This window comes from Streptomyces sp. NPDC055099 (assembly GCF_053607685.1).
Genome location: NZ_JBSGUA010000002.1, coordinates 572,449 through 586,129 on the forward strand (window position 1 = coordinate 572,449; position 13,681 = coordinate 586,129).

General features: G+C 70.5%; 14 protein-coding genes. 6 read left to right on the forward strand and 8 right to left on the reverse strand.

What is annotated here, in order from left to right; translation table 11 throughout:
* Positions 1 to 48 precede the first annotated feature (48 nt).
* Positions 49 to 2,484 (forward strand): ATP-binding protein, encoded by a 2,436-nt coding sequence (locus tag ACWFRU_RS07025; protein ID WP_453685072.1) that lies wholly within the window; start codon positions 49 to 51, stop codon positions 2,482 to 2,484.
* 54 nt (positions 2,485 to 2,538) lie between these two features.
* Here ACWFRU_RS07025 and ACWFRU_RS07030 read toward each other — a convergent pair whose 3' ends face one another.
* From ACWFRU_RS07030 to ACWFRU_RS07065, 8 genes are all read right to left on the reverse strand, one after another.
* Positions 2,539 to 3,330 carry an AAA family ATPase gene (locus ACWFRU_RS07030; protein WP_453685073.1) on the reverse strand — a complete coding sequence of 264 codons (792 nt, stop codon included), beginning with the start codon at positions 3,328 to 3,330 and terminating at the stop codon, positions 2,539 to 2,541.
* Between the two features lie 82 nt (positions 3,331 to 3,412).
* On the reverse strand, positions 3,413 to 4,117 hold the full coding sequence (fabG, locus tag ACWFRU_RS07035; protein ID WP_453685074.1) for a 3-oxoacyl-ACP reductase FabG: 705 nt from the start codon (positions 4,115 to 4,117) through the stop codon (positions 3,413 to 3,415).
* A complete protein-coding gene (locus ACWFRU_RS07040; RefSeq protein WP_453685075.1) occupies positions 4,117 to 4,290 on the reverse strand; it encodes a hypothetical protein in 174 nt (57 codons plus the stop codon). The genes fabG and ACWFRU_RS07040 overlap by 1 nt, the downstream gene beginning before the upstream one ends.
* A 5-nt stretch (positions 4,291 to 4,295) precedes the next feature.
* On the reverse strand, positions 4,296 to 4,760 hold the full coding sequence (locus ACWFRU_RS07045; protein ID WP_453685076.1) for a hypothetical protein: 465 nt from the start codon (positions 4,758 to 4,760) through the stop codon (positions 4,296 to 4,298).
* A gap of 270 nt (positions 4,761 to 5,030) precedes the next feature.
* Positions 5,031 to 6,062: an AvrD family protein gene (locus tag ACWFRU_RS07050; protein WP_453685077.1), complete on the reverse strand. Its 1,032-nt coding sequence runs from the start codon at positions 6,060 to 6,062 to the stop codon at positions 5,031 to 5,033.
* 235 nt (positions 6,063 to 6,297) lie between these two features.
* A complete protein-coding gene (locus ACWFRU_RS07055) occupies positions 6,298 to 6,783 on the reverse strand; it encodes a MarR family winged helix-turn-helix transcriptional regulator (protein WP_453685078.1) in 486 nt (161 codons plus the stop codon).
* Between the two features lie 224 nt (positions 6,784 to 7,007).
* Positions 7,008 to 8,669, reverse strand: coding sequence for an MFS transporter (locus tag ACWFRU_RS07060; RefSeq protein ID WP_453685079.1), 1,662 nt, complete (start codon positions 8,667 to 8,669; stop codon positions 7,008 to 7,010).
* 153 nt (positions 8,670 to 8,822) lie between these two features.
* A complete protein-coding gene (locus tag ACWFRU_RS07065) occupies positions 8,823 to 9,245 on the reverse strand; it encodes a secondary thiamine-phosphate synthase enzyme YjbQ (protein WP_453685080.1) in 423 nt (140 codons plus the stop codon).
* A gap of 101 nt (positions 9,246 to 9,346) precedes the next feature.
* Here ACWFRU_RS07065 and ACWFRU_RS07070 point away from each other — a divergent pair, with 101 nt between their 5' ends.
* From ACWFRU_RS07070 to ACWFRU_RS07090, 5 genes are all read left to right on the forward strand, one after another.
* Entirely contained in the window at positions 9,347 to 9,430 is an 84-nt protein-coding gene (locus ACWFRU_RS07070) for a putative leader peptide (RefSeq protein ID WP_349817350.1), read from the forward strand.
* A 120-nt stretch (positions 9,431 to 9,550) separates the two neighbouring features.
* On the forward strand, positions 9,551 to 10,456 hold the full coding sequence (locus tag ACWFRU_RS07075) for an ABC transporter permease (RefSeq protein ID WP_453685081.1): 906 nt from the start codon (positions 9,551 to 9,553) through the stop codon (positions 10,454 to 10,456).
* The gene (locus tag ACWFRU_RS07080; RefSeq protein WP_453685082.1) at positions 10,429 to 11,205 is read left to right on the forward strand and encodes an ABC transporter ATP-binding protein; all 777 of its coding nucleotides are present in this window, start codon (positions 10,429 to 10,431) and stop codon (positions 11,203 to 11,205) included. Before ACWFRU_RS07075 ends, ACWFRU_RS07080 begins: the two co-directional genes overlap by 28 nt.
* A gap of 114 nt (positions 11,206 to 11,319) precedes the next feature.
* Positions 11,320 to 12,363, forward strand: coding sequence for an ABC transporter substrate-binding protein (locus ACWFRU_RS07085; RefSeq protein WP_453685083.1), 1,044 nt, complete (start codon positions 11,320 to 11,322; stop codon positions 12,361 to 12,363).
* Positions 12,364 to 12,365: 2 nt separating this feature from the next.
* Entirely contained in the window at positions 12,366 to 13,574 is a 1,209-nt protein-coding gene (locus ACWFRU_RS07090) for an LLM class flavin-dependent oxidoreductase (RefSeq protein ID WP_453685084.1), read from the forward strand.
* The last annotated feature ends 107 nt before the right edge of the window (positions 13,575 to 13,681 follow it).

The following is a 13,681-nucleotide window of genomic DNA, read 5'->3' on the forward strand; positions in this document are numbered from 1 at the left end:
GACGTGGCCCGGTAGGTTTCTGGCGACACGGGACACGGGGGGTATCTGGTGGATGAGCCGGGACGCACGGCGAAGGCGGATCCGCAGAACGAACTGGCCGCGCGGCTCCGCCTGATCCAGGAACTGTCCGGGCTCGGCGTACGGGCCCTCGCGCGCGACGCGGGCCTCAGTTCCTCGTCGCTGTCCCGCTACCTCAGCGGCCAGACCCTGCCGCCCTGGCCCGCGGTGGTCGCGCTCTGCCGTCTCGTCAAGCGCGACCCCCGCCCGTTGCGCCCCCTGTGGGAACGCTCCTCCAACCCGCTTCCCGCGCCCCCGCGATCCAGCCGCCACGGCAGGCCGAGGCCCCGCAACGACCTGCCGCGCGACGTGCCCGACTTCACCGGCCGCGAGGCTCAACTCGCCTCCGTACTCGCCGCGGTGGCCAGTCACCGGGTGGTCGCCGTCGACGGCATGGCGGGGGTCGGCAAGACCTGCCTGGCGATCCATGCCGCGCACCGGCTGGCCGCCGATTACCCGGACGCGCAGCTCTATGTGGATCTGCACGGGTTCACCGAGGGCCGGGAGCCGCTCGACCCCGACTCCGCGCTGCGGATGCTGCTCGGCGCGCTCGATGTGCCCTCCGAGAAGGTGCCCCGCGAAGGCGTGGAGCAACTGGCCGCCTGCTGGCGCGCCGAGTTGGCCGACCGGCGCGTCGTCGTGGTGATCGACAACGCCGCCGACGCCGACCAGGTCCGCCCCCTGCTGCCGGGCGCCGGACCGTCCGTGGCCCTGATCACCAGCCGCAACCGGCTCCTCGGCCTGGACGAGGTGCCGCCTGTGTCGCTCGACGTGCTGAGCCCGCAGGAGAGCGCGGAACTCCTGGCCCGTGCCAGCGGCGACCCGACCGGTCCCGAGGGACGGCTCGCCCGCGACCCGGAGTCCGCCGCCGAGGTGCTGCGGCTGTGCGGCCACCTGCCGCTGGCGCTGCGCCTGGCCGCGGCCCGGCTGCGACACCGGCCCGGCTGGACCGCGGGCATCCTGGTCGAGCGGATGGCCGAAGGGGCGAGCGAGTTCGACACCGCGTTCGCCATGTCCGTACGGCAGTTGGACCGCGCCCAGGCCCGCCTGTTCCGGCTGCTCGGCCTGCTGCCGGGAGGTTCCTTCGACGAATATCTCGCGGCGTCCCTCGCGGACGTGCCGCTGAGCAGCGCGCGGGCGATGCTGGAGGACCTGGTCGACGCGCACCTCGTACAGGAGTCGACGGTGGGCCGCTACCGCCTGCACGATCTGGTGCACCAGCACGCGCGCCGGGCCGGGGAGGAGCAGGACTCACCGGAGGAACGGCAGCGGGCCCTCGGCCGCTTCCTCGACTACTACGTGCACGCGGCGGCGGCCGCCGACGCCGCGATGCCGTTCCTGTCCCCCGTCCGGGCGCCATCGGCGGGCCGGGCTCCGGCCGCCCTGCGTCATTTCCCCGACAAGCACGCGGCGTTCGGCTGGCTCGTCGCGGAGTACGAGAACCTGGTGGCCGCCTTCGAGACGGCGTCCGCCGTCGGGGCCGACGCGCACGTGTGCGAGCTGCCGCGTTTCCTGCGGGCGTACTTCGCCCGGCGGTGCGGCACGACGCACCTCAACGTCCTCTTCGAGCGGGCGCTGGCCGCCGCCGAACGCATCGGCGATCCGCTCCAACTGGCGAACGCGCACAGCGACCTGGGCTTCGCCCGCTACAACGCGGGCCGTATGGCGGAGGCCGCCGCGTCGTACGAGGCAGCGGCTCGCGTGGGAAACCTGGGGTCGGAGGCCGAGCTGACCCTGCGGCGCGGCTACCTGAAATGGGACGAGGGGTTCGTCGAGGAGCCGCTCGAACTCTTCCGGCTGGCCGGGAAGTTGTACGAGCAGGCCGACTGCCCGACGGGCAAGGCCGCCGCGGCCGCGTCCGAGGCCTGGGCGATGCTGCAACTGGGACACCGCGAGGAGGCGGCGCAGCGGGCCCGGGAGGTCTTGGACATCCCCCACGCGGACCCCGCGGCGCCGCCCGCGCTGACGGCCCGGATCACCCTCGGCGTGGCCATCGCCGACGAGGAGCCCGACGAGGCTGCGCAGCACCTGCACCAGGCGCTGGCGCTGGCCCGCGAGGACGGGCACCTGCACAACGAGGCGTGGTGCCTCAACTGCCTGGGTGTCGCGCTCCGGCGCATGGGCCGCCACGAAGAGGCGCTGGCCAGCCACCGCAAGGCGTTCGCGCTGCTCGACGAGCTCTTCGAGGAACACTGGAAGATCCATTTCCTCAACGGCTACGCGGAGACCTGCCGCCTCGCGGGCCTGCCCGAAGAGGCCCTGCGCCTGCACCGCCAGGCCCTCGACCTCGCCCCACGCCTGGGCTACCGCAACGAGGAAGCCCTGGCACACGAGGGCATCGCCACCATCCTCGACACGACGGACCCCACCACGGCAGCCGAACACCGCGCGGCGGGCCGGGCCGTTCTGGCGGAGCTCACCGCCTGAGCCGGCCGGCCCCGCTCCCGGTGGGCGACCAGAGCCGCCCACCGGAAGCCGCGGTCAGAAGCGCACCGCGTAAGCGGCCCGTCGGCGCAGGGACTTGGTTCGCTGGGCCTCGTGGAAGCGGGCGTCCTCTTCCAGGATCTCGGTGGCCCGGCGCACCTTCGCCCCGGCCCGTTCGATCGCCTCGTCGAGTGGCATCACCAGGGGCAGCCCGAAGATCTCGACGATCCGCTCCACGCGTTCGCGGACGCTGCCGCCCACCACGTGGTACGGGATCTCCAGCTCCTCCAGGGTCTCGATCAGCAGGTCGTCGGACATCTGGCGGAACTTCTCGGAGACCGGCCGGTGGCCGTCCGCCTTCATCTCGAACTCGACCGGCAGGTGCACATAGGCGTCGTAGATCCGCTTGGCACGGGCCTTGGCGACCGCGCCGTAGGCGTCCATGTACTGGCGGTAGAACCGCTTGACCGGGAGTCCGGCCAGGTTCTTCACCGCCCGCAGGAACAGGTTCGCCCCGGGGTTGATGCCGACCCGCATGCGGGCCTCGCCGTAGATCCACTCGTGGATCACGGAGCCGTCCGAGATGAACGGGCCCTCGCCCGCCTCGTGGTGGATCCGCTCCTCGAGCCGGCGTAACCCCAGCATCGTCAGTTCCATCGCGCTGAGTTCCTGGACCTGCTTGCCCGGAACCAGGTCCACGAGGATCTCCCGTGACGTCATCGCGTGTGTGCGCGGGATGCCCGTGGCCATCGACAGCGTCTCGGTCGTGGTGCTCTTGCCGCTGGAGTAGGTCCCGGAGATCGCCAGGTGCAGACCGGTGTGCGGCGTGGGGGTGCTTGTGTTCCCCATGGTGTGTTCTCTTCCCGTGGTGTGTGGCCCGGTCGGAGCCGGGTGTGGGTGGCCCGGCCGAAGCCAGGGGTGGGTGGTGTGGTCAGGCGCCCAGGCCCAGGCCTCCGCTGACCGGCAGGACCGCTCCGGTGACGAAGCGGCCCGACTCGCCGGTGAGGTAGCGCACGGCGGCGGCGACGTCGGATGCCTCACCGACACGGCCGAGCGGCGTGATGGACAGCAGGTGTTCGCGGCGGTCGTCGGTGATCTCGCGGCTCATGTCCGTGTCGATCAGGCCTGGCGCGACGATGTTGACCGTGATGTTCCGCGGGCCGAGCTCCCAGGCCAGGGAGCGGGCCATGCCGAGCAGCCCAGCCTTGGCCGCCGCGTAGTTGACCTGGCCCGGCGCTCCGTACGCGAAGGTCATGGAGGAGATCAGCACGATCCGGCCCCAGCGGGCCCGGACCATGCCGCGCACGGCACGTCGCACCGTACGGAAAGCGCCGTGCAGGTTGACGTCGACGACGTCCGTGAAGTCCTGCTCGTCCATGCGCAGGATCAGGGTGTCCCGGGTGATGCCCGCGTTGACGACGAGCACTTCGACCGGCCCATGTGCGGCCTCCGCCTCCTTGAAGGCGGCATCGATGCTCTGGGTGTCCGTCATCTCCGCGCGGACACCGAGCAGCCCCTTCGGCGGTGCGGTGTCCCGGTGGGTGACGGCGACACGCTCACCGTCGGCCGCCAGGGCGGTGGCCACGGCGAGTCCGATGCCGCGGTTGCCGCCGGTGACCATGACGGAGCGTCCCATCAGTGACTCCCGGGGGTGGTGGTGTCCTGTGCCTGACGGGCCCGCTGGGCCTTCCGGCGGCGGAGTTCTGCCGTACGCCGGCCGGTGAGCGCAAGATTCCGGGTGGCTGTCGTGGCGATCAGGAGGCCGATCTCCCCCAGGCTGAGGTGCTCGTCCATCGCGTGCTCGCTCATCGGGATCACCTCGCCGCGCCGGTCGCCGCCACGCAGTAGCGCGACGCATCGGCGAACAGGTGCTCGACGGCCGCCGCGAGGCGGTCGGCCGTCAGCGCGGTGGGCAGCAGCCGCCGGGCGAAACGCGGGCTCAGCGGTGTTCCGGCACGCGGTTCCTCGGTCATCAGCGGCGGCAGGAACGCCATCGGCGTCCGGGCCAGTTCGGCGTCGCTCTCCGCGAGGAAGCGCGCCGCACGCTCCCGGTGCACCTCGGGCAGCCAGTCGAGGAACGGCAGAGCGACCTCGACGACCTCGTCGTCCGCGGCCCCCTCGAAGCCGATGTCAGTCTGACTGTCCGCCTGGAACTCGGTCTGGTGCCGCAGCAGTTGACCGGGCGCGGCCCGCCACTCCTCGCGCAGCATGGGTACGCGGCACCGGGCCTCGTCCAGCAGGACGAGCAGCGGCCGTCCCTCCTCCAGATGCTCGCGCACCTCGGCACGCTGCTTTTCGTCCGGCCATAATCCCGTCGGTGTCCACTGCCTCGGGCCAAACCCGTGAGCGTGCTCTTTCCAGACCAGGCGGGCCGGCCCTTCGAGCACGACGAGCACGTCTCCTGATCGGAGCGTGGGCGTAAAGCGCATGATCTCTTTCCCCCGTTGCTGTTCTTGCGTTTCTTGCGTTTCTCGCGTTCCCTGCGTTCCCTGCGCGTCTTGCATTTCTTGCATTGCGGACGTGCCTTGTTTTTGCGCCTGCCCCTGCGGTTATGCGGCGACGCCGGGCAGGCGGTGCGCCAGCCAGCAGCGGCCGTCGATCCCCGCGAAGTCGTCGACGGTCAGTTCCGCGGTGCGCCAGCGGGCGTCGCCCATGGACAGGAGCCGGGAACTCGCGGTGCGCACGGTCGGGGTGAAGCTGTGCCCCAAGGGGCGCACCGGCGTGCCCGCGCTGATGACGAAGCGCCGCATCCAGAGGGTGTCGGTGCTGCCGCGGGTCAGCCCGTCCTGTGCGTAGAGCAGGACCTGCGCCAACTGGGCCACGCCCACCAGCGCGTCGACCAGGGAGACCGAGGGCCCGTAGGCCGCTTCCGCCCCGCATGTCTGCGCGTCTCCCCAGGGGTGCGCGTCCTCGTCCGTGGCCACGACGCGCTGCAGCCCCTGAATCTGCTGCCGGTCGAGGTCGACGCGGACCTGCTCGGCGTACTGGTCGCGCCGCTTGTAGCCCACCCCGTAGTGACGGGCTCGCGCCGGTCCGAGCGCCTGCTTCTCGTCGTCGTACGTGACCGGGGTCCCCGCCCGGCTGCCCTGGTCGTGCACGAGTGTGCAGCGCACCTTGAGGCTCCCGACACGGCAGTCGAACGTACTGGCCAGCGTGGCGTTTTCCCCGCTCGGACCGTCGACGGCGACCAGCTTGCCGTGCACGGGAAAGTCCGCGAGGTCCTCGTGGGGCGTGCTGCCGGCGCGTACGTCCGCGCTGCGCAGCCAGATCCTGCGCCGCTCGGCGGCGTCGAGACCGAAGGCCCGCCCGAGGTGCGTCTCCGCCAGGTTCGCGGCGAGCACCAGCGCGTCGATGCTGCTCAGATGCGGCCGCAGCTCACCGGCGCCCGATTTGCGGGACCAGTCGCGCGGATAGGTGAGCGTGCCGCGCGCGGTGACCAGCGCACCCGGGTCGGCGGAGCCATCGGTGGTGATGTCCTTGAGGCCCTGGGTGACGCGCTTGTATCCGCTTCCGAAAAAGCGGGAGCTGCCCGGCCCCAGGCAACTTTCCAGAGATCCGTATACTAATTCCTTGTTGCTCATTCCCCGTTTACCCTTACCTTCCCCCGTGTCACGAGTCATGCGACCCGGACAGAAAAAACACTATCCGGCGCATCAAGGGGAAAGCAATTAGTCAAGATAATCTGTGACGGCCTCCACAGATCGACCCAAAGTAAACCTCAAATAGGGATTCTTTAACTCCAGTTGCACCGCAGAATTCTTGGAATTCGGCCGCGCATCCGGGCTCCAGGCATCCGCACCTCAGGACCTCAGGACCTCACTCGCAGGCGACCACGCGCGGCCAGCGGTCGGCCAGCAGATCACCGAGCAGTGTCCGCAACCGCTCGCGGTCCTGCGCGGGTACGACGGAGAGAAAGTCCTGCTCCACGGCGTCGACGGCGCGCCCCGCGCGTTCGAGCGCCGCGCGGCCGTCGTCGGTGAGACGCAGGATGTAGCGCCTGCGGTCCGACGGGTTGCGCCGCCGCTCCACATGACCGGCCCGCTCCATCTCGTCGATCAGGGCCACCATGGTCGTCGGATCGAGGTGGAGGAGTCTGCTCAGATCCTGCTGGGACAGACTCAGATCACTTTCCAGCGCCGCGAGAACGTAGAAATAGCGCAGGCGCATGCCCTGCGCCATCAGCGCCTTCTCCGCGTCCTCCATCAGGATCGACCCTGCTTTGTTCAGCAGATAACCGGTCCTGCGGACGAGGGGAAAGTCGAGCCCGGCGGGTTGCGCCGGAGTGGGCGTCGCCTCAGTCATCCGGGCCGCTCCCCTTTGCTGCTGACATCTCGGTGAAGGGACCGGATCAGGGGATGTCGTTGCTCGGTCCTGCCGAGCATCCCCCGTGCCGATCGTCGATCACGTCAAGGGTACTGGCGCCGACACCGGCCTCCAAGGCCGGTGTCCCGCAGGGTGCCGCGGGCGTTCGGGCGGGTAGCCCGGCCGTCTCCGACCGGGTTACCCATCTCCCCCGACCCGGTGGCTCACCCGTCTCCCCCGGCATGTACGGAGTGAGCCACGACCGGCGCTCCGGCGCTCTCCCCCTCCAAGAGCCCGTGCGCCTCGGCGGCATTGACCACGGCCGGGCCGCTCTCCACGTCCACGGTCTCGCCCCGGGCGCTCTCGTGCAGGTCGCGCGTACGGATGAAGGCGAAGCCCACCACCGCACCGACCGCGGCGACGAGCGCGCACACCACCATCACATCCGTCAGCCCGTCCACGAAGGCGGCGCGGGCCGCCGCTTCGAGTGCGGGAGCCGCCCCCGAGGGCGCACGGCCGGCAGCCTCCGCGCCGCCGCCCGCCGCCACGGCCTCACCGAACTCGTGGGCGGACGCCCCCAGTTGCCGCCCCGCGTCGGACTGTGTGAAGAGGTCGGTCACCCTGCCCTGGAACGCGGCGCCGAACCCCGCGATGCCGATGGCGACGCCCACTTGCTGGAACGTCTCGTTGATCCCCGAAGCCATGCCCGCCTTGGACGGTTCCACGACGGCGATGGACAGCGAGGCACGCGGCGGATTGAAGAGCCCCATGCCCAGGCCGATCCCGAACATGCTCGGCAGCAGCGCGGTCCAGGACGTGTCCGGACCGGTGAGCGCGACCAGGAAGAGCCCGACCGAGATGAGTGCGAGGGAGGTTCCCATCAGCAGCCGTTGCGGCACCCGGGTGGTCAGCGACCCGGAGATCGCGGCCGCCACGAACAGCGTCCCGGTCAGCGGAAGGAACCGCAGGCCCGTCTCCCACGGCGAGTACGCGAGGACGTTCTGCACGTACGACACCAGGAGGAAGATCGCGGACATGGTCGCGGCGGCGCACAGCAGCGTCACCACCGACACCCCGTTGAACGTCGTGTTCCTGAACAACGACAGCTGGAACATGGCCCGTTCGCCCCGCCGCCGCTCCACGACGGCGAACATGACGAGCAGCAGCACGGCGGCCACGAACATGCCGACGATGGGTGCGCTGCCCCACCCCTCGGCCTCCCCCCGCAGCAGCCCAAGGACCAGCAGGGTCAGCGCGCCGGTGAACAGCACCATCCCCCACCAGTCCACCGCCGGGGCCGACTCCGCCCGCGACTCACGCATCCGCAGCGCGCTCACGGCCATGGCGAGCAGCCCGACCGGCACGTTCACCAGGAAGATCCAGCGCCAGCTCAGGCCGTCGGTGAGCGCGCCCCCGATGAGGGGGCCGAAGGCGATGGACAGTCCGACCACGCCGCCGAAGACGCCGAAGGCCTTGCCCCGGTCCTTGCCCTGGTACTCCTGGCCGATCAGCGCGGGACCGACCGCGAACAGGACCGCTCCCCCCAGTCCCTGGACCCCCCGGGCCACGGACAGGACGACGGCGTCGTTCGCCAGGCCGCAGGCGAGCGAGGCCGCCAGGAACACGACGAAGCCGATGTTGAAGACGCGCTTGCGCCCCAGGCGGTCGGCCAGTGATCCGGCTGTCAGCAGCACGGCGGCGAGACCGAGGGCGTATGCGTCGAGCACCCATTGGAGCGAGGTGAAACTCGCGTCGAACGCATCCCGGATGTCGGGCAGCGCCACATTCACCACGGTCAGGTCGAGCAGCAGCATGAACGTGGCCACACACACCACGGTCAGGGTCCACCCCCGTCCGCCCACCGAGGTCGTTCGTCCGGACATCATTCCCCCGAGATCTAAATGATCTACTTCTCAAATCATCGATGTTCCCAACGATTTGAAAAGCTACGAAGGCCCCGGAAACCTGTCAACGGAGCGTTCGGGTCTCGGCCATGATCCGCCCGCAAACCGGCCGGAAACCGCCGAGACCCGCGCCCTTCATCCGAGGAACGACAACCGGACCTCACGCCGGGGGTTGTCCCGGTTGGTGTCCACCAGGCACACCGACTGCCACGTCCCCAGCCCGAGGCGGCCTCCCACCACCGGCAGCGTCGCGTGCGGCGGCACCAGGGCGGGCAGGACGTGGTCGCGGCCATGGCCGGGGCTGCCGTGGCGGTGCTGCCAGCGGTCGTCGGCGGGGAGCAGGGTGTGCAGCGCGGCGAGCAAGTCGTTGTCGCTGCCCGCGCCGGTCTCCAGGATCGCGACGCCGGCAGTCGCGTGCGGGACGAAGACATTGAGCAGGCCGTCGCGGCCGGCCGCCGCCTCACTCAGGAAACCCTCGATGTCGCCGGTGAGGTCGAAGACCTTCTCGGACGACCCGGTCGTGACGTTCAGGACACGTGTGGTGAAAGCATCGGACATGGGTCCATCCTCCCTCAGGGATCTTCCGTTCGCTGATATGCGGCGTCCGCCTTTCGAGACGGCATTGACCGTACGCGGACGACCTGGCTACGTTCTGCGGCATGTTGCGTTCAGCCCTGCTCACCACGCGCGGTCACATCGACCTGCTGCGGGTGGCCTCCGCCGCGTGTCGTCGCGGCTGCTGACGCCTTCTCAGTTCTCTTTTTCTCTCTCGCCCTTCTCTGCCCTGATGCCTTCGCGCGGTTGATTTCCCCGTCCCGCGCGTAGGCCGTTCGGGCATCCCTCCCTCCTGCCGTGGAGCAGCCATGAGCATCAGTCATGCCCCGCCGGATTCCCCGCCGGACATTTCGGGAATATCCAAGTCCGATCGCCCCGCCCGGGACGCGGGAGACGTCCGGCCGGATGAACCGCGTCTCGTTCCCATCGTCCCCTCATCCACCCGCAGGGCCCGCGTCCCCCGCTGGCTGCGCCGCACCTCGGGCCCGCTCGCGCTGCTCGCCCTGTGGCAACTCCTCAGCTCCACAGGGGCGTTGAGCAAAGACATCCTCGCGTCGCCGGGGACCATCGCGGGCGTCGCCCGTGATCTCCTCGCCGACGGTTCGCTGACCTCCGCCATGGGGGTCTCCCTGCAACGGGTCGCGGTGGGACTGCTGCTCGGCACCGTCGTCGGGACCTCGCTCGCGCTCATCTCCGGGCTGTTCCGGGTCGGCGAGGATCTCGTGGACGCCAGCGTGCAGATGCTGCGCACCGTGCCGTTCGTCGGGCTCATCCCGCTGTTCATCATCTGGTTCGGCATCGGCGAGGCGCCCAAGGTCGCCATCATCACGCTGGGCGTCTCCTTCCCGCTCTACCTGAACGTGTACGCGGGCATCCGCGGCGTCGACTCGCAGCTCATCGAGGCCGGCGAGTCCCTCGGGCTCTCACGGTGGGGACTCGTGCGGCACGTCATCCTGCCGGGCGCGCTGCCGGGCGCGATGACCGGGCTGCGCTACTCCCTGGGCATCGCCTGGCTCGCCCTCGTCTTCGCCGAGCAGATCAACGCGGACTCCGGGATCGGCTTCCTGATGGTCCAGGCACGTGACTTCCTGCGGACCGACGTGATCGTCGTCTGCCTGATCGTCTACGCCTTCCTCGGCCTCATCGCCGACTTCATCGTCCGCACCCTCGAAAGGCTGCTGCTGCAATGGCGACCGACGTTCACCGGCCGGTGACCCCCAACACGCGGACGAAGGCGGCCGGTTCGGCCGTACGGGTCGAGGGGCTGACCCGCTCCTTCGACGGGCGTGCCGTCATCGATCGCCTCGACCTCGATGTGCGGCCCGGCGAGTTCGTGGCGCTGCTCGGACGCAGCGGCTGCGGCAAGTCGACTCTTCTGCGCATCCTCGCCGGGCTCGACCGGGACATCGAGGGCACGGTCCTCGTGCCGCGCCGCAAGGCCGTCGCGTTCCAGGCGCCCCGGCTCATGCCCTGGAAGCGGGTGTGGCGCAACGTCCTGCTCGGACTGCCCGGGAAGCCCGAACGCGGTGTCGCCGAGCGGGCGTTGGAGGAGGTCGGCCTCAAGCACCGCACCAGCGCCTGGCCCAAGACGCTCTCGGGCGGCGAGGCCCAGCGCGCCTCACTGGCCCGCGCCCTGGTGCGCGAACCCGATCTGCTCCTGCTCGACGAGCCGTTCGGCGCGCTCGACGCGCTCACCCGCATCAAGGCCCAGCGCCTCGTCGACGAGCTGTGGCAGCGGCGCGGCTGCGCCGTCCTGCTGGTCACCCACGACGTGGAGGAAGCCGTGCTCCTCGCCGACCGGGTGCTCGTCATGGACGAGGGGGTCATCGCGTACGAGACCGAGATCGATCTGGACCGGCCGCGCGGCATCTCCGATCCGCGTTTCGGCGAACTGCGGGCCGAGCTGCTGCAGCGCCTTGGTGTCGACGCTCCCGACCACTCCGCGGACGCCGCTGCGGCGTGATCCCCGCTGACCCCCCTCCCCATGACCAGCACAAACCCCCGCATGACCACCACGGACTGCCTCCCCAGCAGCACGAACAGAACCAACAGCCCGCCCAGACCGAACGGACTCACCATGCGACGACACCTCGCCGCCCCCGCCCTGCTCCTCTCCCTGGCCCTGCTGCTCGCCGCCTGCTCCGGCTCCCCCTCCGCGAGCACCTCGTCCGCGGGCTCGGGCGGCGGAACCGACGGCCAAGGGTCCCTCACCCTCAACGTCGGTGACCAGAAGGGCGGTTCGGAGGCCGTGCTGCGCGCGGCCGGGGAGCTCGACGACCTGAAGTACAAGATCCGCTGGTCCACCTTCACCTCCGGGCCTCCCCTCCTGGAGGCCGTCAACGCCGAGGCCGTGGACATCGGCGCCGTCGGCAACACGCCGCCCGTCTTCGCGGCCGGAGCCGGCTCGAAGATCGCCGTGGTGGCCGCGCACCACGGCACCGCGTCGGGCGAGGCGATTCTCGTGCCAGACGGCTCTCCCGTGAAGAAGGCCGAGGACCTCAAGGGCAAGTCGGTCGCCGTGGCGCAGGGTTCGTCGGCCCACTACCAGCTGATCGCGTCCCTCAAGGAGGCCGGGCTCGGCATCAAGGACGTCAAGGTCAAGTATCTGCAGCCGGCCGACGCGCTGGCCGCGTACACCAGCGGCAAGGTGGACGCCTGGGCCGTCTGGGACCCGTACACCTCGCAGGTTCTGGAGAGCAAGAAGGGGCACGTCCTGACCGACGGCGACGGTCTGGTGAACGGCCTCACCTTCCAGGTGGCGGCGCCGGGCGCGCTCAAGGACAAGAAGAAGTCCGCCGCGATCGACGACTACCTCAAGCGGCTGCGCAAGGCCCAGGACTGGGTCCACGACCACCCGGAGGCATGGGCGAAGGTCTGGGCGAAGGACACCGGCCTGCCCTACGAGGTGGCGCTCGCCGCGGTCAAGCGCAGCAACGGCACGCGGGTCCCGGTGGCCGTCGACAAGAACGTGATCGCCTCCGAGCAGGAGATCGCGGACACCTTCGCCGAGCAGAAGCTCATCCCGCGCCGCATCGACTTCGGCGACTTCGTCGACACCCGCTTCAACGGCGACCTGCCGCCCTCGACCAGCAAGCCGCGCACGTACCGCAAGGAGTCCTGACCATGACCGTCCACCTCAACTGGTTCCTGCCGACCGGCGGCGACGGCCGCACCCTCGTCGACCGGCACGCCTACACCGACGGCGGGATCAAGCGCTCCCGCGTCACCCCGGTCAGCGGGGTGCGGGCCCCCGACATCGACTATCTGATCCAGATCGCCAAGGCGGCCGAGCAGTTGGGCTTCGAGGCGGTGCTGACCCCGACCGGCACGTGGTGCGAGGACGCCTGGCTGACGACGGTGGCCCTCGCCCAGCACACCGAGCGGCTGAAGTTTCTGGTGGCATTCCGGCCCGGCGTCATCTCGCCGGTGCTCGCCGCGCAGATGGCGGCCACGTATCAGCGCATCACGCGCGGACGTCTGCTCCTGAACGTCGTCACGGGCGGCGACTCGACCGAGCAGCGGCGCTTCGGCGACCATCTCGACCACGATCGCCGCTATGCCCGCACGGACGAGTTCCTGTCCGTCGTACGGGGTGTGTGGGGCGGGAAGCCCTTCGACTTCCACGGCGAGCACTATGACGTGGAGGGCGGTGTGACCGCGCTGCCGCCGGACCCGCTGCCGGAGATCTTCTTCGGTGGCTCGTCGGCGGCGGCCGGTCCTGTCGCGGCGCGGCACACGGATGTGTACCTGACCTGGGGCGAGCCTCCCGAGCAGGTCAAGCAGAAGATCGACTGGATTCGTGGTCTCGCCGAGGAGCAGGGGCGCACGGTCCGGTTCGGGATCCGCCTGCACACCATCTCGCGCGACTCGGCCGCCGAGGCGTGGGCCACCGCGAACCGGCTGCTCGACGACCTGGACCCGGACACCATCGCCGCCGCCCAGCAGGCGCTCGGCCGCAGCGAGTCGGTCGGCCAGCAGCGGATGCTCGCGCTGCACGGCGGTTCCCGCGACGAGCTGGAGATCTCGCCGAACTTGTGGGCGGGCGTCGGTCTCGTGCGGGGCGGCGCCGGTACCGCGCTCGTCGGCAGCCACGCGGACGTCGCCGACCGGATCGAGGAGTATCACGCGCTGGGCGTCGAGCACTTCGTGCTGTCGGGCTACCCGCATCTGGAGGAGGCGTACTGGTTCGGCGAGGGCGTGATCCCGGACCTGGCGGCGCGCGGGCTGCTGCCCCGGATTCCGGCATCGCAGCCGGCCGGGGTGCCCGCGGCGAACGGGCGTCCGGCCTCCGCTCCGGGCGGTGCCCCGCTCCTGGTGGCGGGCGGGCGCTGACCCACGGGCCCGCGCGGGAAGATCCCGTACCCCGATGGAGTTAGTAGAAGCGTGAACGACATCGGGGTACGGGACGCGGCGGCGCGGGAAGCGACCGCACAGGAAGC

What these genes read in the sequence shown, in the direction of transcription:
- ACWFRU_RS07030 (WP_453685073.1), bottom strand. Translation starts at nt 3,330, where the DNA reads ATGGGGAACACAAGCACCCCCACGCCGCACACCGGTCTGCACCTGGCG.
- fabG (WP_453685074.1), bottom strand. Translation starts at nt 4,117, where the DNA reads ATGGGACGCTCCGTCATGGTCACCGGCGGCAACCGCGGCATCGGACTC.
- ACWFRU_RS07040 (WP_453685075.1), bottom strand. Translation starts at nt 4,290, where the DNA reads ATGAGCGAGCACGCGATGGACGAGCACCTCAGCCTGGGGGAGATCGGC.
- ACWFRU_RS07050 (WP_453685077.1), bottom strand. Translation starts at nt 6,062, where the DNA reads ATGAGCAACAAGGAATTAGTATACGGATCTCTGGAAAGTTGCCTGGGG.
- ACWFRU_RS07055 (WP_453685078.1), bottom strand. Translation starts at nt 6,783, where the DNA reads ATGACTGAGGCGACGCCCACTCCGGCGCAACCCGCCGGGCTCGACTTT.
- ACWFRU_RS07060 (WP_453685079.1), bottom strand. Translation starts at nt 8,669, where the DNA reads ATGATGTCCGGACGAACGACCTCGGTGGGCGGACGGGGGTGGACCCTG.
- ACWFRU_RS07065 (WP_453685080.1), bottom strand. Translation starts at nt 9,245, where the DNA reads ATGTCCGATGCTTTCACCACACGTGTCCTGAACGTCACGACCGGGTCG.
- ACWFRU_RS07070 (WP_349817350.1), top strand. Translation starts at nt 9,347, where the DNA reads ATGTTGCGTTCAGCCCTGCTCACCACGCGCGGTCACATCGACCTGCTG.
- ACWFRU_RS07075 (WP_453685081.1), top strand. Translation starts at nt 9,551, where the DNA reads ATGAGCATCAGTCATGCCCCGCCGGATTCCCCGCCGGACATTTCGGGA.
- ACWFRU_RS07080 (WP_453685082.1), top strand. Translation starts at nt 10,429, where the DNA reads ATGGCGACCGACGTTCACCGGCCGGTGACCCCCAACACGCGGACGAAG.
- ACWFRU_RS07085 (WP_453685083.1), top strand. Translation starts at nt 11,320, where the DNA reads ATGCGACGACACCTCGCCGCCCCCGCCCTGCTCCTCTCCCTGGCCCTG.
- ACWFRU_RS07090 (WP_453685084.1), top strand. Translation starts at nt 12,366, where the DNA reads ATGACCGTCCACCTCAACTGGTTCCTGCCGACCGGCGGCGACGGCCGC.